Here is a 15,874-nt window from a genome sequence, read left to right on the forward strand (position 1 = left end):
GACTGGACGACGATCGGCGCCCGGCGCCGGTCATCCACTGATCCACGCTCCACGTACCAGAACTAGTAGGAGGACATCGTGCTCGCTGCTGCCGCACAGGTTGCCCAGGAGAACGCCGAGGCCGTCACCCACCTTCCGATCCCGCCGATCGGGTTCGGCATCGTCGGGTTCGGCGTGCTCATCGGTCTCCTCCTCGTGACCTACGCCTTCCGTAGCGTCGGTACCCGCCACTGACCCGGTCGCTGGTGGACCCGTCGGACATGACCTCGAGCAGGCCCCGGCTCGGGGTGATGGGTGGCACGTTCGACCCCATCCACCACGGCCACCTCGTCGCGGCGAGCGAGGCAGCAGCCCGTTTCGGTCTCGACGAGGTCGTCTTCGTCCCCACGGGCAAGCCCAGCTTCAAGCAGCACCAGAAGGTCACGGCTCCCGAGCACCGCTACCTGATGACGGTCATCGCGACGGCCTCGAACCCACGGTTCACGGTCAGCCGGGTGGACGTCGACCGACCGGGGCTCACCTACACGGTCGACACGCTGCGCGACCTGCGCGCGCAACGCCCGGACGCGGACCTCTTCTTCATCTCGGGAGCGGACGCGATCGAGCAGATGCTGACCTGGAAGGATGCCGACGACCTGTGGAAGATGGCACACTTCGTGGCGGTCTCCCGTCCGGGTCATCAGCTCAGCGTCGAGGGACTGCCGCCGGGGGTCGTCTCCACGCTGGAGATCCCCGCGCTCGCCATCTCGTCGACGGACTGTCGGCAGCGGGCGGAGGCCGGCCAGCCGGTCTGGTATCTGGTACCGGACGGTGTCGTCCAGTACATCGCGAAGCACGGTCTGTATAGAGGTCAGCACCATGAGTGATCAGCACGGGGGCAGCATGCAGCCCGTCCGTCCCTTGACGCGCCGAGAGATCCGCGAGCGCGAGGCCGCCGCAGCCGAGCAGGCCGCCGCCTCCGCCCCGCCCGCCTCGGGCGGGTTCCCGCCGCCGGCAGCCGCTCCCGCTCCCGCTCCGGAGGCCCCGGCCGCGCCGGCAGGACCGCCGCCCTCGCGCCGCTCGATGCGTGAGCCGGTCGGCCCGGCGGGGAGCGACGGGTTTCCGAGCCCCGCCCCGGTCGTGCGTCCGCCCTCCATGACGGGCGGCATGCGAGGAGTCGACCAGACGGGCCGTCTCACGCCGATCCAGGAGACCGTCGAGCACGTCGCGATCCGACCGAACCAGGCACCGCCGGCAGGGATGACCCCCCCTGTCCGTCAGAGCATGCGGGCGCCGTCGACCGCGCCGTCCCCGTTCGAGTCCCCGGCCTCGCGGCCCACCCCGGCTCCACAGTCAGCCCCGCCCGCGGCGCAGGCAGCCCCCGTCCCGTCGCCGTTCCCGCCGTCCCAGACGGCCACCCCTGCCCGAGAGTCCGTGTCCTCGCGGATCCAGCCCTCGGAGACGCCGCGAGCTGCGGCGACGCCCGCGCCTGCGCAGCCGACGCTGCCCTGGCAGCAGGCGACCGCACCTGCGGCACCCCCGCCGGTCCCGCCGCAGGCGCCAGCGAGCGAGGCGCCCCCGGTACTGCCGTGGGAGACCGGTCCCGCGGCCGGTTCGCCGTTCGGTGCACCGGGCGCCGCGGTGCGCGACGAGCCGGTCGATTCCCTCTTCCCCGTCGCTGGTGGTGCTCGCCCGGCGACGCCCGCACGGCGCGCCACGGACGACGAGCTCGACGAGGACGAACGTCCCCCGGGCCACGCCTACACCTGGCTCCACTACCTGATCCTGATCGCCGTCGCGTTCGTGCTCGGCCTGCTGATCTGGCAGATGCTCCTCAAGGGCAGCTCTGCAGAGGCCGCAGCCGCCACCCCCGGCGAGATCGTGGCCAGTGCCACCCACCCACACGTCGGCCTGTCCTCCTGACAGGCCTCGGAACACACAACGGAGAGTCGTGACTGCAACGGAACGCGCTGTCGAGCTTGCGGTGATTGCGGCTCGCGCCGCATCGGACCGTAAGGCCGAAGAGATCATCGCCCTGGACGTCAGTGAGCAGCTCGTGCTCACGGACGTCTTCCTGATCGCCTCGGGAACGAGCGAGCGGCAGGTGTCCGCGATCGTGGACGCGGTCGAGGAAGAGCTGCACAAGGTCGGCGTCAAGCCGATCCGTCGCGAGGGCAAGGCGGAGGCCCGCTGGGTCCTGCTGGACTTCGGCGACATCGTCGTGCACGTCCAGCACGCCGAGGACCGGGTCTACTACGCGCTCGAGCGCCTGTGGAAGGACTGCCCGGTCATTGAGCTGCCCGAAGACGCGCGTGGCGGAGACGGGTCGTCGAGCACCGACGATGCCGACGCCTCGGACGACGGCGCCATCTACCTCGCGGAGGACACGCAGGCGTGAGCGCGCGCACCGTCGTCTTCCTGCGCCACGGGCGCACCGAGTACAACGCGGCCATGCGCCTCCAGGGGCAGGTCGACATCCCGCTGGACGCCGTCGGGCACTGGCAGGCCGAGCAGGGGGCGCGATCGCTCGCGGCCGCGCACTCCCCGACGCTCGTCGTCGCGTCGGACCTGACGCGTGCGGCCGAGACGGCCGGGTACTACGGGAAGGCGACGGGCATGCCCGTCTCTCTCGACGAGCGTCTGCGCGAGCGCGGGTTCGGCGAGTGGGAGGGCATGACGGGCGAGGAGCTCTCCGAGCGCTGGCCCGACGAGTACGCGGCGTGGCGCCGTGGCGAGGAGCCCGCTCGTGCGGGCGCCGAGTCGCGGGCCGACGTCGCGGCGCGCATGGTCGAGGCCGTCACCGAGCACGCCGACGCACTGGACGAGAAGGACACGCTCGTCGTCGTCTCGCACGGTGCGGCGATCACGTTGGCCATCACGGCCATGCTCGGTCTGGACCCGACGAGCTGGCGGGGGATCTCGGGCCTGAACAACGTCCACTGGTCCCAGCTCCAGCGCTCGGGAGCGAACGCGTACCCCTCGTGGAGGCTCGTCGCGCACAACGTCGGAGCCGACTTCTCGCTCGACGAGTGGAGCTCTGGACCCGATTGGATTTTCCAGCCGACTTCGGCATAAACTAGCGATGCTTCCGAGGGGGAAAACCTCAAGGAAGTGCGGGACCAGCAATGGTTCTCGGGGCTGTGGCGCAGCTGGTAGCGCACCTGCATGGCATGCAGGGGGTCAGGGGTTCGAGTCCCCTCAGCTCCACCCGACACGAAGGCCGTCTCCCTCACGGGAGGCGGCCTTCGTCGTTTCCCAGGCCTGTTCTGCGGGACGGACCGCCCATTGTGTCGCGCATCACAGGGGTTTGGTCGGCCGTCTTTCGGGGAGGTCGTGGGGGTCGATCCTCTGTCCGGGCGCTGACGCCGGCGGGTCGCACCGAGGTCGCGGGGTGACCCCGATCACTGTCTGCGGCTGTGCCGCGGGGTCGTCCCTGGTTGACTGGTCGCGACGGGGTCCACGACGCGGCGCGTCGCAGCCCCCGTCCCGTGCCTGCACCGTCGAAGGAGACAGACCATGGACGCCTTGCACGTCGACCTTCTGGTCATCGGGTTCGGGAAGGGTGGCAAGACGATCGCCGCGGCGATGGGACGCGGGGGCCGGCGGGTCGTGATGGTCGAGCAGTCCGATCAGATGTACGGCGGGACGTGCATCAACATCGGGTGCGTACCGACCAAGGCGCTGGTCCACGACGCCGAGTCGCGTCGGTCGGGGGACGCTCCGAAGCACTGGTACGCGCGAGCGGTCACCCGCAAGGCCGACCTCACGGCGCTGCTGCGCGCCAAGAACTTCGACATGCTCGACGTGATCGACACCGTGACCGTCGTGACGGGGCGGGCGACGTTCGTGGGGTCGCGCGAGGTCGAGGTCCGGGCGGGAGGCGACGTCCTGCGGATCCGCGCGGAGACGGTGGTGATCGACACGGGCTCGGAGCCCGTGATCTCCGAGATCCCGGGGGTGCTCGACAACCCACGCGTGACGACGAGCACGACGCTCATCGCGACCGAGGACCTCCCGGCGCGGCTCGTCGTCATCGGCGGAGGCTACGTGGGGATCGAGCTGGCGGGCATGTATGCGCAGTTCGGGTCGCAGGTCACGGTCCTCGAGTCGGCGGAGCGGGTCTTCGTCCGGGAGGACGAGGACGTCGCGGACGCCGCGCGCGGGATCCTCGAGCGGCAGGGGGTCACGTTCCTGACCGGGGTGCGCGCGACCTCGATCCGGGACGCCGACGACGGCGCGACGGTCACGTACGAGGTCGCAGGGCCGGGGGAGGCCGGCACTGGCGCGGTGACGGGCGACCTGGTCCTGCTGGCCGCGGGGCGGCGTCCCGTCACGGCCGGGCTGGGGCTCGATGCGGCTGGGGTGCGCACGACGGACCGTGGAGCGATCGAGGTCGACGAGCGCCTGCGGACGAGCGTCCCCGGGGTGTACGCCGTCGGGGACGTCAACGGCGGTCCGCAGTTCACGTACATCTCGCTCGACGACTCGCGGATCGTGCTCGACCAGCTCGTGGGCTCGGGGGAGCGGTCCACCGCGGACCGGGTCGCGGTGCCCTACACGGTCTTCCTCTCACCCCCACTCGCGCGCGTGGGTCTCACGGAGCGGGAGGCGCGGGAGGCAGGGCACGATGTGTTGGTCGCGAGCAAGGCGGTCGCCTCGCTTGCCGCGATGCCGAGGGCGCGGATCGTCGAGCAGACCGACGGGCTCATGAAGTTCGTCGTGGACGCAAGGAGCGGCCTGGTCCTCGGCGCTGCACTTCTCTGCGTGGACTCGCAGGAGCTGATCAACACGGTCGCGCTCGCGATGCGGCACGGTGTGAAGGCCACAGAGCTTCGCGACGCGATCTACACCCACCCGTCCTCGACCGAGGGGTTCAACGAGGTGCTGGCGTCGCTCGCCTGACGGCTCACGTCTCCGTGCGCTGCAGTGCCTGGCGGTACGACTCGTAGGCGATCGGATCCTTGGCCGGATCGGGAAGATTGGCCTCGTTCCCCGTCGCGGCACGCGCGGCTCCGCCGTGGAAACGGCCGACGACGAGCGCTGCGTCGTCCGACGTGAGGGAGAACTCGCGCGCGACGGTGGCCTCCGTCTCCAGGTCGGTGGTCCCGTCCTCTACGAGCGCCTGGACGCGTGCGACGAGTCCTGCCACGTCCCGGCCGGTCGGCAACGGCACGGTCATGTCGCCAGTCCACTCTGGGGCCGCTGTGGACGTGGTCTCGCTGAACGTCTTCGAGGGGGCCACGCGGGACAGCCAGGCCGTAGCCTCGGCGGTCGGCAGCGGGGCGACCTCGACCCGTGCGCGAAGAAGCGGGTAGGCGCGACCGGAATCCCAGCCTCGCTGGTAGGGCGGTGGGTCGAGCACGACGACGCGTACGCCGTCGACCAACGGGATGTCGTCGGGCCTTCCCTCGTTCCAGATCCAATCGCCCGCGGCGTCGACGAGGTTGAACTGGCCGACGATCCCGCCCTCGGGCGCGTATTCACCGGACCCGTCGGCCGCGGCGACCATGGCGGAGGTCGGCACGTCGGGCAACCGTCCGGTGTCGCGTCGCCGGAACAGGCCCTGTCGTGGCGCGGGGAGCAGCGGGAGGACCTGCGCGGCGAGCAGCGTGTGGAGCTGGAAGTTGTCGGCGACGCCGGTGATCGTGGCGCGGAAGCCGACTCCCGTTTCCCTGTGCAGCACGATCACGGTGTCGTCGTCCAGGATCCTCAGCAGACCGAGCATCCATGGTGCGAGGTCCGGCAGGAGATCGTGCGCCGCGATCGCTGCCGCCGTCAGACGTTCCTTCTGCGGAAGCGAGCGGCGCACGTCGGCGCGTTGCAGCAGGACGAGCACCGGCTGGACCCATGACGTGGCGTTCATCCACCCCCCGGCCACGCGGCCAGGATCGCTGATGTGGTGGGCGGCGGCGGAGACGAAGGCCTCGTACTCGCGATCCCCGCAGTCATCACGATCGGGGACGGGACCGACGAGCTCCTCGTGGAGCGACACGAAGAGGTGGGTGCTGTCCAGCGCCGTGCACGCGCGCTCGACCAGGGTATCGAGGACCGGGGTCGCGTCGCCGTCCATGCCGACGAGGGAGCCGATGTACTGCGCGAGGGTGCCGCCCAGCGAACCACGAGCCTCGGTGAGCACGGGTGCGAGGAGGACTACTGCCGCGTCGAGGTCCTCCCGCGTCGCGTTGACGAACGAGTCGGCAAGTCGTTGCCCGGCGGCGAAGAACGCCTCGTGCTCGCCGGCGCGGGCTGCGTCGGCCAGGTTCTCGACGATCGTCGTCCAGCTGTTGGGAGTCTCCACGGCGCGAGCGTACTGGCTGGCGAACTCCCTGCGTGACCACCGATCACGACGAGCGAGTCATGTGTCGCCGGCCGATCAGGCGTGGGACCGTCTCGAGTCGATATCTGAGGAGGCGCTCAGGATCGTCGACCGATGCCCCGCCTGGGCGGGCACCGCCTGTGTCTCAAGGGGTCACCGCTCGTTCCCTCGACGGTAGTTCCCGGTCGCCCGCGCCAGCAGGTGCTGCGCCCGGTCCTCGTCGGCAGTCTCAAGAGCCGCGATCAGGCGCGCGGCCCGGGCACCGGAGATCGTGGCGACGAGCCGACCGCCTCGGTAGGCCAGGACGGTCCCGGAGGCTGTGACGCGGTGGTCGAACGGATCCTCGACGAGTCGTCCACGGGCATCGGCGGGTCCGGAAGCGCTCATGCCGTGACCCTAGCCAGCGGTGAGCGGGCCTCGCCAGGTGATTGACGCCGTCGGGCAGGGGCAAGGGCTGCAGGCGAGCGGCCACCTGTCTCGCGTCCCGGACCGCGATCCGCATGGACGACAACCGTCCACGATGCGTGCCTTGCGGCGGATCCTTTGCCGTACCGATACCGTGCAGCCATCCGAGCAAGGAGGTCAGCATGCGCATCGGCGTGCCCAGAGAGACCCGTCCCGGCGAGCGGCTCGTCGCCGCGACGCCCCGGACCGTGGCCCAGCTCGTGGGCCTGGGGTACGACGTCGTGGTCGAGCGCGGCGCCGGTGAGCGCGCGAGCTACCCCGACGAGGCGTACGTGGAGGCGGGCGCGAGCCTGGGCGACGCGGCGCAGGCGTGGGGAGCCGATGTCGTCACGGCCGTCAACAGCCCGTCGGCCGCGCAGGTCGCGTCGCTGCCGGAGGATGCGACCCTGATCGCGATGCTGGCCCCCGGCTCGAACGAGGCGCTCGTCCAGCAGCTCGCGGACCACGGCGTCACGGCCCTGGCTCTCGACGCCGTGCCCCGCATCTCGCGCGCCCAGTCGCTCGACGTGCTCAGCGCGATGTCGAACGTCGCGGGCTACCGCGCCGTGGTCGAGTCGGCCGAGGAGTACGGCGGCATGTTCGCCGGCCAGGTCACCGCGGCCGGCAAGACGGCCCCAGCGTCCGTGTTCGTGATCGGTGCGGGCGTCGCGGGTCTCGCGGCGATCGGCACGGCCGCTAGCCTCGGCGCGCAGGTGCGGGCGTTCGACGTGCGTCCCGAGGTCGGTGAGCAGATCGAGTCGATGGGCGCCGAGTTCGTCCAGGCTGAGGGCGCGCGCCAGGAGGTCAGCACCGACGGCTACGCGAGCGCGCTGACCGCCGAGCAGGAGCGCCGCACCGCGGAGATGTACGCGGCGGAGAGCGCGCGCGCCGACATCGTCATCACCACGGCGCTCGTGCGGGGCCGCGCGCCGCGCACCCTCAGCGCCGAGATGGTCGCCGCGATGCGGCCCGGCAGCGTGATCGTGGACCTCGCAGCCTCGGGCGGCGGGAACTGCGAGCTCACGGTGCCGGGGGAGCGCGTCGTCACGGACAACGGCGTCGTGATCCTGGGCTACACGGACCTCACGAGCCGCATGCCCAAGCACACGTCGCAGCTCGTCGGCACGAACATCGTCAACCTGCTCAAGCTCCTGACCCCGGGCAGCGACGGACAGGTCGTGCTCGACCTGGACGACGAGGTGCTGCGCGGCATGACGGTCGCGCGCGCGGGCGAGGTCCTGTGGCCGCCGCCCCCGGTCGCCGTCTCGGCCGCGGCCCCCGCGGCCCCGGCAGCGCCCGTGGTCGACGAGGCCCAGGCCGCTCTCGACGCGGCGACCGCGTTGGACGACGCCCGACGGCGCGGCACCCGCCGGGCGGTCGGGTACGCCCTGGCCGCGGTGCTGGCCGCGCTGGCCATCACGTTCTCGCCCCCGGCGTTCGTGGGGCACTTCACGGTGTTCGCCCTCGCGGTGGTCGTGGGCTACTACGTCATCTCCAACGTGAGCCACTCGCTGCACACCCCTCTCATGGCCCAGACGAACGCGATCTCCGGGATCATCCTGGTCGGCGCGCTCCTGCAGATCGGCGACTCGAGCTGGGTGGTCACCACGATCGCCTTCGTCGCGGCCGCCCTGGCCTCCGTCAACATCTTCGGTGGGTTCCTCGTGGCCTACCGCATGATCGGCATGTTCCGGAAGGAGGCCTGACCCGTGCTGACCTCCCTGGTCCAGGCTGCTTACGTCATCGCGGCCGTCCTGTTCATCCTCAGCCTCGCGGGCCTGTCCAAGCAGGAGACGGCCCGTCGCGGCAGCCTGCTCGGCATGACGGGCATGGGGCTCGCCCTCGTGGCCACGGTCGCGCTCGCGCTGCAGGACAGCGAGCGTCCCGTGATGGTGACGCTGCTGCTCATCTGCATGGTGTTCGTGATCGGCGCGGTCGTCGGGACGTGGCGTGCGCGCAGCGTCGAGATGACGCAGATGCCGGAGATGATCGCGCTCCTGCACAGCTTCGTGGGCCTCTCCGCGGTCCTCGTCGGCTTCAACTCGTACCTGACCGAGCAGGGCGACGTGGTGCACCTGGTCGAGGTCTTCCTCGGGGTGCTCATCGGCGCCGTGACGTTCACGGGCTCGATCGTGGCCTACCTCAAGCTGTCGGCACGCATCCGCTCCAACCCGCTCATGCTGCCGGGGCGCAACTGGTGGAACCTCGGGGCGCTCGTCGCCTCGGGCGGCCTCATGGCCTGGTTCATCGCGGGCCACGGGCTGCTGCCGCTGATCCTCATGACGGTCGTCGCGCTCGCGCTCGGCTGGCACCTGGTCGCCTCGATCGGTGGCGGCGACATGCCTGTCGTCGTCTCGATGCTCAACTCGTACTCCGGGTGGGCCGCGGCGGCAGCGGGCTTCATGCTCAGCAACGACCTGCTCATCATCACGGGAGCCCTGGTCGGCTCCTCGGGTGCGATCCTCAGCTACATCATGTGCAAGGCCATGAACCGGTCGTTCATCAGCGTGATCCTGGGCGGGTTCGGGGCCGAGGGCGGCACGGTCGTGGCGTCCGACCAGGACTACGGTGAGCACCACGAGATCCAGGCGGCCGAGGTCGCGGACCTGCTCAAGCACGCCCGCTCGGTCGTGGTCACGCCCGGCTACGGCATGGCCGTCGCCAAGGCGCAGTACCCTGTTGCGGACCTGGTGCGGCGGCTGCGCGAGCGAGGGGTCGACGTCCGGTTCGGCGTGCACCCCGTCGCGGGGCGTCTGCCGGGGCACATGAACGTGCTGCTCGCCGAGGCCAAGGTGCCCTACGACATCGTCCTCGAGATGGACGAGATCAACGGTGACCTGCCGGACACCGACGTGGTGCTGGTCATCGGCGCCAACGACACGGTCAACCCGGCGGCGCTCGACGACCCGGGCTCGCCCATCGCGGGCATGCCCGTGCTCGAGGTCTGGAACGCGAAGCAGGTGATCGTGTTCAAGCGGTCGATGGCCACGGGGTACGCGGGGGTCCAGAACCCGCTGTTCTTCAAGGACAACACCGCGATGCTCTTCGGAGACGCCAAGGACCAGGTGGAGAACATCATCCAGGCGCTCTGAGGCCCGGCGCGGGTGGAGCGACCCGCGCGAGGAGAGGGAAGCGAGGAGGTGGGTCGGTCGTCAGGCAGGGCGGCGGGCCCGCCTCCTCGTCGTCCGCCCGCCCGACGGCGGAGAGAGGCTCTCGCCGTCGGGTGGCCCGGACCGAGGGCCGGGTGGAGCATGGTGCCGACCCGGGGCGTGCACACCGTCGGCCCGGGTTCCCGATGCCGACCCACGCACCGACGAGCCGCTACGACGTCCGCTGGAGGACCCCATGGACAAGGTCGACCTGCGCAAGGAGTACCGCGAGCTCTACGCGCCGCCCCGTGAGTTCGTCCGGGTCGTCGTGCCGCCACTGACCTACCTGCAGATCGACGGCGAGGGCGACCCCAACTCGGCTCCGGCCTACGCCGAGGCGGTCGAGGCGCTGTTCTCGCTCGCGTACGCCGTGAAGTTCGCGAGCAAGAAGGACCTGGGCAGGGACTACGTCGTCGGGCCGCTCGAAGGCCTGTGGACCGCCGAGGACCCCGCGGCGTTCGTGCGCCGCGACAAGGACGCGTGGAGCTGGACCCTCATGGTCCTGCAGCCCGGCTGGCTCGACGACGCGTTCGTCGCGGACGTGGCCGAGACGACGCGTCGTAAGAAGGGGTTGCCGGCGCTCGATCGCGTGCGGTTCGCCGCGTACGACGAGGGCGACTGCGTGCAGGTCCTGCACGTGGGGTCGTACGACGGCGAGGCGCCCACGCTCGCGCGGCTGCACGACGAGTACCTGCCCGAGCACGGGCTGACGTTCAACGGGCCGCACCACGAGGTCTATCTCAGCGACGTGCGCCGGACGGCGCCCGAGAAGCTGCGGACGGTGCTGCGTCAGCCCGTCCGTCCCCTCTGACCGGTGCGGGGCCGACCCGCGTGAGCGCTCAGACCTTGCGGAGCTGGTTGAACAGGGGGCAGTCGAACGGGTCGCGTGCCGCGAGGCCCACCTGGTTGAGGTAGCGGACCACGATCGCGTAGGACGCGAGCAGGTTGGTCTCGGTGTACGGCATGCCGAGGCGGGCGCAGTGCTCACGGACCATGAGGCGGGCCTTGGCGAGGTGCGGTCGGGGCATGCTCGGGAACAGGTGGTGCTCGATCTGGTAGTTGAGCCCGCCCATGAGGACGTTCATGACGCGGCCGCCCGTGATGTTGCGCGAGGTCAGGACCTGCTTGGACAGGAAGTCGAGCTTGCTGTCCGCGGGGATGATCGCCATGCCCTTGTGGTTGGGGGCGAACGACGCACCCATGTACACACCGAACACCGCGAGCTGTACACCGAGGAACGCGAACGCCATGCCGAGCGGCAGGAACCAGAAGACGACGCCCACGTAGAGCGTGAGGCGCAGCGCGATCGTCACGAGCTCCATGGTCCGTGCGCGGCTCTTGGCCGAGGAGAGCAGCGACCGGATCGAGATCATGTGGAGGTTGATGCCCTCGAGCGTGAGCAGCGGGAAGAACAGCCAGCCCTGGTGGCGCGTGATGAGGGCGAGGAAGCCCTTCTGCTCGGCCGCGCTCTCCTCGAGGAACGAGATGGTGTCCGTCTCGATGTCCGGGTCCTTGCCCACGCGGTTCGGGTTCGCGTGGTGGCGGGTGTGCTTGTTCATCCACCACGAGTAGCTGATGCCGACCACGCCGTTGGCGAGGAACCGCCCCACACGGTCGTTCGCGGGGCCCGAGGTGAGGATCGTGCGGTGCGCGGCCTCGTGCGAGAGGAACGCGAACTGCGTGAGGATCAGTCCCAGGGCGCCCGCGATCAGGAGCTGGAACCACGAGTCGCCCAGGAGGACGAAGCCGGCCACGGCCCCGCCGAGCGCGACCGTGAGGATCGCCGCGACCCAGCCGTAGTACCCGTGCGTCCGCTCGAGGAGCCCGGCCTCACGGACGCGCTTGGACAGGTCCGTGTAGGTGCTGGTGATGCTGGTCCCGTCGCCCGTGCGGGGCTTGGTGGGGCGGAATCCGGGGAGAACGGCTGCGTCTGTCATACGTCCCTCTCAGGGCTGGAGTCGACTTCCCAGCCGCGGGGTGAGCGAGATGCCCGTTGTACAGATGGCCCGAGTCTACGTGTGGCGTCGGCATCGGCGTGGAGAAAGGACGAAGGTCCGGTGCGGACCCGGCCGAGTCGGTACGGGAACGGCGACGTCGCGCAGCCTGGTCGTCACGCCCGCTCGGGCGTGTCGCGGCCGGGAAGCGAGGGCTGCGCCGGCCTGTGCCGCGCTCATGGACGACGGTGACGACCGGTCGGTAGTGAGGTTAGCCTAGCCTTCTTTCCGAGCAGAAGGAGTGTCGTGGCCGGGTTCCAGATGGTCAAGCCGTCCGTCGTGCAGGTCATCGCCGCGGAGGTAGTCGCCTCGCAGCGGGTGAGCCCGTCGATCGTGCGGGTCACGGTCGGCGGCGAGGGGGTCGAGCACTTCTCGCCCATGGGGCTCGACCAGTGGTTCCGCCTCTTCCTGCCCCGGGACGAGCAGGAGTCGCTACGACTGCCGACCGCCACCTCGGGGCTCTGGTACGTGCAGTACCTCGCGACGCCCAAGTCTCGACGACCGTGGGTCCGCAACTACACGGTCCGGGACGCGCGCCCGGCGGATCGTGAGATCGACATCGACTTCGTGGCGCACGACGACGGCGGGCCGGCGTCGGCGTTCGCGCTCGGAGCGAGCGCCGGTCATCCCGTGGGCATCCTCGACCAGGGGGTCGGCTACAACCCGCGCGTCCCGCACGACTGGACGCTCCTGGTCGCGGACGAGACGGGCCTGCCCGCGGTCGCGGGCATCTGCGCCTCGCTGCCCGACGACGCGCGCGGGGTCGCGATCGTCGAGCTCCCGCACGCGGCCGACGCCCAGGAGTTCCGCGTCCCGGCCGGGGTGGAGCTCCGGTGGGTCGCGCGCGACGAGCACGGGGCCGACCCGCACGTGGTCCCCGGGCGCCTCGCGCTGGACGTGCTGAAGCGGGCGGACCTGCCGTCCGGCGACGTCTACGCCTACGTGGTCGGTGAGTCGAGCCTCGTCACGGGGGCGCGCCGTCACCTCGTGAACGACCGTGGGGTCCCCAAGGCGCACGTCGACTTCATCGGGTACTGGCGTCACGGACGCGCCGCGGCCTGACCTGCGACGTCTTGGCGCGGCGCGGCGCGGCGCCGCGCCGCGCAGTCGATGCAGACGGCCCGGCCGGCTGACATCTCGTCGAGGTCCCGGCCTGCGTGCCCGGAGGTGCCGCCGGCGTGCAGGTCAGTCGCGAGCCGGCGACGGCGCGCGGGCCGTGCCGAACGCCGTGTACACGGCCGCGATGTCGTCGCCGCCGTGCCCGCGCGCGGCCGCGCTGCCGTAGAGGTCGGTCAGCGCGTCGAGCAGCGCGGGGTCCAGGTGTGCCTGGGCCGCGGCCTCCGAGATGAGGCCGATGTCCTTGCGGAGCCCGTCGAGCGCGAACTGCGGGGCGAACTCGCCCGCGATCATCTCGGCTCCCTTGAGGTGGGCGTAGGGGGAGTCGGACGCGCCGCCCGCGATGGCGTCCAGGAACAGGTGCGGGTCGATCCCCTCGGCGCGGGCCAGGGCGATCGACTGTGCCGTGCCGGCCGTGATCGTCGCGAGCCAGGCGTTGCACGCGAGCTTGAGGGCGGTGCCCTGCCCCACCTCGGTGCCCGCGATCACGACCTTGGCCGAGATCGCGTCGAGCACGGGGGCGACGCCGGCCAGGACGTCGGGGTCGCCCGCTGCGAGCACCGTGAGCTTCCCTTCCTCGGCGGGCTGCCTGGTGCCGAGCAGGTTGGCCTCGACCAGGGTCACGCCGAGCTGTCGCGCGCGCTCGACGACGATGGCCGTCCCGTCGCGCCCGATCGTCGACGCCTGGACCCATACCGCGCCGGTGCCGACCGAGGGGCCCGCGGCGTCGAGGACGTCGAGGACCGCAGCCGTGTCGAACAGGATGCTCAGCACGACGTCGGCACCGTGGGCCGCCTGCGCCGCGGTCGGTGCCACGCGTGCTCCGGCGTCGGCGAGCGGCGCGGCGCGCGACCCGGTGCGGTTCCACACCGTGACGTCGAAACCCTCGCGCAGCAGCGAGTGCGCCACGCCCGTGCCCATGGTCCCGGTGCCCAGGACCGTGACGGTCGGCAGGTCGCTCATCAGAACTCCTCGTGCTCGTCGGAGTCGCGCGCGGCGTCCTCGCCGCGGTCGAGGCCCGCGATCCGGGCCATGTCGTCCTCGGTGAGGGCGAAGTCGAAGATCTCGGCGTTGGAACGCTGGCGCTCGGGGCTCGCGGACTTGGGGATCGTGACGATGCCCTGCTGGACGTGCCAGCGCAGCACGACCTGGCCGGGCGAGCGTCCGTGGGCGGCGGCGATCTCCTGGATCACGGGTTCGGTCAGCACGCCTTCCTCCTGCCCGAGCGGGCTCCAGCCCTCGACCGTGATGCCGCGGTCGGTGAGGTACCGGCGCAGGTTGGTGCGTGCGAGCGCGGGCGAGAGCTGGATCTGGTTCACGGCCGGGACGTGGCTCGTCTCCGCGATCAGCCGGTCGAGGTGGTGCTCGCGGAAGTTCGAGACGCCGATGCTGCGGACCAGGCCCTCTGCGGCGAGGTCGATCATCGCGCGGTAGGACTCGATGTACCGGTCGAGGCGGGGGAGGGGCCAGTGGATCAGGTAGAGGTCGACGTAGTCGAGACCCAGCCGGTCGAGGCTCGCGTGCAGCGCGTCGCGGGTCGCGTCGTACCCCTGGTCCGCGCCGCGGAGCTTGGTCGTGACGAACAGCTCGGCGCGGTCCACGCCTGACGCGGCGAGGCCCTGCCCCACCCCGACCTCGTTCTCGTAGCGGGACGCGGTGTCCACGAGCCGGTAGCCGAGGCCCATCGCGCTCTCGACCGCCCGCGCCGAGGCGTGGTCGTCGAGCGGCCAGGTGCCCAGGCCCAGCAGGGGCATGTGGTGGCCCGAGGACAGCAGGGTGGTGGGGATGGTCATGGAGCGCGCCTCACGTCGTACGGGACCGGACCCTCTCGACCCTAGGCGCGTGCCGTCGTCGTGCAACGTGGAGAACCGTGCCCGACGGCGCCGCGTGCCCGGCCGGTCACCTCACCCGGGCGCGACTCAGGACGCGTGGCGGAACGTCTGGCGGTAGTCGGTCGGCGGGACGCCGACCGCGCGCCGGAAGTGGTGGCGCAGCAGCGCGGCCGACCCGAACCCGCTCAGGCGCGCGATCTCCTCGAGGTCGAGGCCCGACTCCTCGAGCAGCGTCCGCGCGTGCTGCACGCGCTGGGTCGCGAGCCACTGCATGGGGGTGGTCCCGGTCTCGGCGACGAACGTCCGCGCGAACGTGCGTGTCGACAGGTGGGCGCGGCGCGCGAGGTCCTCGACGGTCTGGGGCTCGTCGAGGTGCTCGTCCATCCAGGCGAGCACCTCGCGGATGCTCTGCTCCTCGCACTGCGGCACGGGGCGGTCGATGTACTGGCGCTGGCCGCCGTCGCGCTGGGGAGGGACGACCATGCGGCGCGCGATCGCGTTGGCCGCCGCGCTGCCGAACTCCTTGCGCACGATGTGCAGGCACGCGTCGATCCCCGCGGCCGTGCCCGCGCTCGTGATGATGTCGCCGTCGTCCACGAACAGGACGTCCGGGTCCACCTCGACCTGCGGGAACCGGGCCGTGAGCTCGTCGGCGTGGCGCCAGTGCGTCGTGATGCGGCGTCCGTCGACGAGCCCCGCCTCGGCGAGGAGGAACGAGCCCGAGCAGACGCTCAGCAGGACCGCGCCGCGGGCGTGGGCCGCGCGCAGGGCGTCGATGATCTCCTGCGGGTACTCGTCGCGGATGAGGAGCGCGGGGATCGCGATGAGGTCCGCGTCCTCGAGCGCGTCGAGGCCGTGGTCGGGGATCAGCGAGGCGCCCATGCTCGTGCGGACAGGGACTCCCGCGACCGGGCCGCAGACGCGGAAGTCGACCAGGGGTACCCCGTCGTCCGTGCGGTCGAGGCCGAAGACCTCGCACACGACGCCGAACTCGAACGGGGCCAGTCCGTCGGCCACGACGGCCGCCACGGTGCGCAACATCCT

General features: G+C 71.3%; 16 protein-coding genes and 1 tRNA gene. 11 read left to right on the forward strand and 6 right to left on the reverse strand.

The window, feature by feature from the left end; genetic code table 11:
• Nucleotides 1–78 precede the first annotated feature (78 nt).
• From ASE27_RS20645 to ASE27_RS12310, 7 genes are all read left to right on the forward strand, one after another.
• Nucleotides 79–234: a hypothetical protein gene (locus ASE27_RS20645; protein WP_169834194.1), complete on the forward strand. Its 156-nt coding sequence runs from the start codon at nucleotides 79–81 to the stop codon at nucleotides 232–234.
• 26 nt (nucleotides 235–260) lie between these two features.
• Complete coding sequence (nadD, locus tag ASE27_RS12280) at nucleotides 261–866, forward strand: nicotinate-nucleotide adenylyltransferase (RefSeq protein WP_056650547.1); 606 nt, start codon at nucleotides 261–263, stop codon at nucleotides 864–866.
• On the forward strand, nucleotides 859–1,902 hold the full coding sequence (locus ASE27_RS12290; protein WP_157257584.1) for a hypothetical protein: 1,044 nt from the start codon (nucleotides 859–861) through the stop codon (nucleotides 1,900–1,902). Before nadD ends, ASE27_RS12290 begins: the two co-directional genes overlap by 8 nt.
• A gap of 28 nt (nucleotides 1,903–1,930) precedes the next feature.
• On the forward strand, nucleotides 1,931–2,377 hold the full coding sequence (gene rsfS / locus ASE27_RS12295; protein ID WP_056650555.1) for a ribosome silencing factor: 447 nt from the start codon (nucleotides 1,931–1,933) through the stop codon (nucleotides 2,375–2,377).
• Entirely contained in the window at nucleotides 2,374–3,054 is a 681-nt protein-coding gene (locus ASE27_RS12300; RefSeq protein ID WP_056650561.1) for a histidine phosphatase family protein, read from the forward strand. The genes rsfS and ASE27_RS12300 overlap by 4 nt, the downstream gene beginning before the upstream one ends.
• Nucleotides 3,055–3,113: 59 nt before the next feature.
• A tRNA-Ala gene (locus tag ASE27_RS12305) sits at nucleotides 3,114–3,186 on the forward strand.
• A gap of 309 nt (nucleotides 3,187–3,495) precedes the next feature.
• Complete coding sequence (locus ASE27_RS12310) at nucleotides 3,496–4,881, forward strand: FAD-dependent oxidoreductase (RefSeq protein WP_056650565.1); 1,386 nt, start codon at nucleotides 3,496–3,498, stop codon at nucleotides 4,879–4,881.
• Between the two features lie 4 nt (nucleotides 4,882–4,885).
• Here the strand turns inward: ASE27_RS12310 and ASE27_RS12315 are convergent, their stop codons facing one another.
• Both ASE27_RS12315 and ASE27_RS12320 read right to left on the reverse strand, forming a co-directional pair.
• Nucleotides 4,886–6,277 carry a hypothetical protein gene (locus ASE27_RS12315; RefSeq protein WP_056650588.1) on the reverse strand — a complete coding sequence of 464 codons (1,392 nt, stop codon included), beginning with the start codon at nucleotides 6,275–6,277 and terminating at the stop codon, nucleotides 4,886–4,888.
• A 171-nt stretch (nucleotides 6,278–6,448) separates the two neighbouring features.
• A complete protein-coding gene (locus tag ASE27_RS12320) occupies nucleotides 6,449–6,682 on the reverse strand; it encodes a hypothetical protein (RefSeq protein ID WP_056650593.1) in 234 nt (77 codons plus the stop codon).
• A gap of 200 nt (nucleotides 6,683–6,882) precedes the next feature.
• Between ASE27_RS12320 and ASE27_RS12325 the strand changes: the two genes are divergently transcribed.
• From ASE27_RS12325 to ASE27_RS12335, 3 genes are all read left to right on the forward strand, one after another.
• Complete coding sequence (locus tag ASE27_RS12325; RefSeq protein WP_056650594.1) at nucleotides 6,883–8,445, forward strand: Re/Si-specific NAD(P)(+) transhydrogenase subunit alpha; 1,563 nt, start codon at nucleotides 6,883–6,885, stop codon at nucleotides 8,443–8,445.
• Between the two features lie 3 nt (nucleotides 8,446–8,448).
• Nucleotides 8,449–9,831: a Re/Si-specific NAD(P)(+) transhydrogenase subunit beta gene (pntB, locus tag ASE27_RS12330; protein WP_056650597.1), complete on the forward strand. Its 1,383-nt coding sequence runs from the start codon at nucleotides 8,449–8,451 to the stop codon at nucleotides 9,829–9,831.
• 253 nt (nucleotides 9,832–10,084) lie between these two features.
• Nucleotides 10,085–10,699 carry a GyrI-like domain-containing protein gene (locus ASE27_RS12335; RefSeq protein WP_056650600.1) on the forward strand — a complete coding sequence of 205 codons (615 nt, stop codon included), beginning with the start codon at nucleotides 10,085–10,087 and terminating at the stop codon, nucleotides 10,697–10,699.
• 28 nt (nucleotides 10,700–10,727) lie between these two features.
• Here ASE27_RS12335 and ASE27_RS12340 read toward each other — a convergent pair whose 3' ends face one another.
• Entirely contained in the window at nucleotides 10,728–11,825 is a 1,098-nt protein-coding gene (locus tag ASE27_RS12340; protein ID WP_082608880.1) for a fatty acid desaturase, read from the reverse strand.
• Nucleotides 11,826–12,128: 303 nt separating this feature from the next.
• Between ASE27_RS12340 and ASE27_RS12345 the strand changes: the two genes are divergently transcribed.
• Entirely contained in the window at nucleotides 12,129–12,944 is an 816-nt protein-coding gene (locus ASE27_RS12345; protein ID WP_235534374.1) for a siderophore-interacting protein, read from the forward strand.
• 123 nt (nucleotides 12,945–13,067) lie between these two features.
• Here the strand turns inward: ASE27_RS12345 and ASE27_RS12350 are convergent, their stop codons facing one another.
• From ASE27_RS12350 to ASE27_RS12360, 3 genes are all read right to left on the reverse strand, one after another.
• Complete coding sequence (locus tag ASE27_RS12350; protein WP_056650603.1) at nucleotides 13,068–13,961, reverse strand: NAD(P)-dependent oxidoreductase; 894 nt, start codon at nucleotides 13,959–13,961, stop codon at nucleotides 13,068–13,070.
• Nucleotides 13,961–14,791, reverse strand: coding sequence for an aldo/keto reductase (locus ASE27_RS12355; RefSeq protein WP_056650606.1), 831 nt, complete (start codon nucleotides 14,789–14,791; stop codon nucleotides 13,961–13,963). The genes ASE27_RS12350 and ASE27_RS12355 overlap by 1 nt, the downstream gene beginning before the upstream one ends.
• Before the next feature lie 126 nt (nucleotides 14,792–14,917).
• A complete protein-coding gene (locus ASE27_RS12360) occupies nucleotides 14,918–15,871 on the reverse strand; it encodes a helix-turn-helix domain-containing protein (RefSeq protein ID WP_056650609.1) in 954 nt (317 codons plus the stop codon).
• Between the last annotated feature and the right edge of the window lie 3 nt (nucleotides 15,872–15,874).

The organism is Oerskovia sp. Root918, assembly GCF_001428945.1.
GTDB classification, from domain to species: domain Bacteria; phylum Actinomycetota; class Actinomycetes; order Actinomycetales; family Cellulomonadaceae; genus Oerskovia; species Oerskovia enterophila.

What these genes read in the sequence shown, in the direction of transcription:
- nadD (WP_056650547.1), top strand. Translation starts at nt 261, where the DNA reads ATGACCTCGAGCAGGCCCCGGCTCGGGGTGATGGGTGGCACGTTCGAC.
- ASE27_RS12290 (WP_157257584.1), top strand. Translation starts at nt 859, where the DNA reads ATGAGTGATCAGCACGGGGGCAGCATGCAGCCCGTCCGTCCCTTGACG.
- ASE27_RS12310 (WP_056650565.1), top strand. Translation starts at nt 3,496, where the DNA reads ATGGACGCCTTGCACGTCGACCTTCTGGTCATCGGGTTCGGGAAGGGT.
- ASE27_RS12320 (WP_056650593.1), bottom strand. Translation starts at nt 6,682, where the DNA reads ATGAGCGCTTCCGGACCCGCCGATGCCCGTGGACGACTCGTCGAGGAT.
- ASE27_RS12325 (WP_056650594.1), top strand. Translation starts at nt 6,883, where the DNA reads ATGCGCATCGGCGTGCCCAGAGAGACCCGTCCCGGCGAGCGGCTCGTC.
- ASE27_RS12335 (WP_056650600.1), top strand. Translation starts at nt 10,085, where the DNA reads ATGGACAAGGTCGACCTGCGCAAGGAGTACCGCGAGCTCTACGCGCCG.
- ASE27_RS12340 (WP_082608880.1), bottom strand. Translation starts at nt 11,825, where the DNA reads ATGACAGACGCAGCCGTTCTCCCCGGATTCCGCCCCACCAAGCCCCGC.
- ASE27_RS12350 (WP_056650603.1), bottom strand. Translation starts at nt 13,961, where the DNA reads ATGAGCGACCTGCCGACCGTCACGGTCCTGGGCACCGGGACCATGGGC.
- ASE27_RS12355 (WP_056650606.1), bottom strand. Translation starts at nt 14,791, where the DNA reads ATGACCATCCCCACCACCCTGCTGTCCTCGGGCCACCACATGCCCCTG.
- ASE27_RS12360 (WP_056650609.1), bottom strand. Translation starts at nt 15,871, where the DNA reads ATGTTGCGCACCGTGGCGGCCGTCGTGGCCGACGGACTGGCCCCGTTC.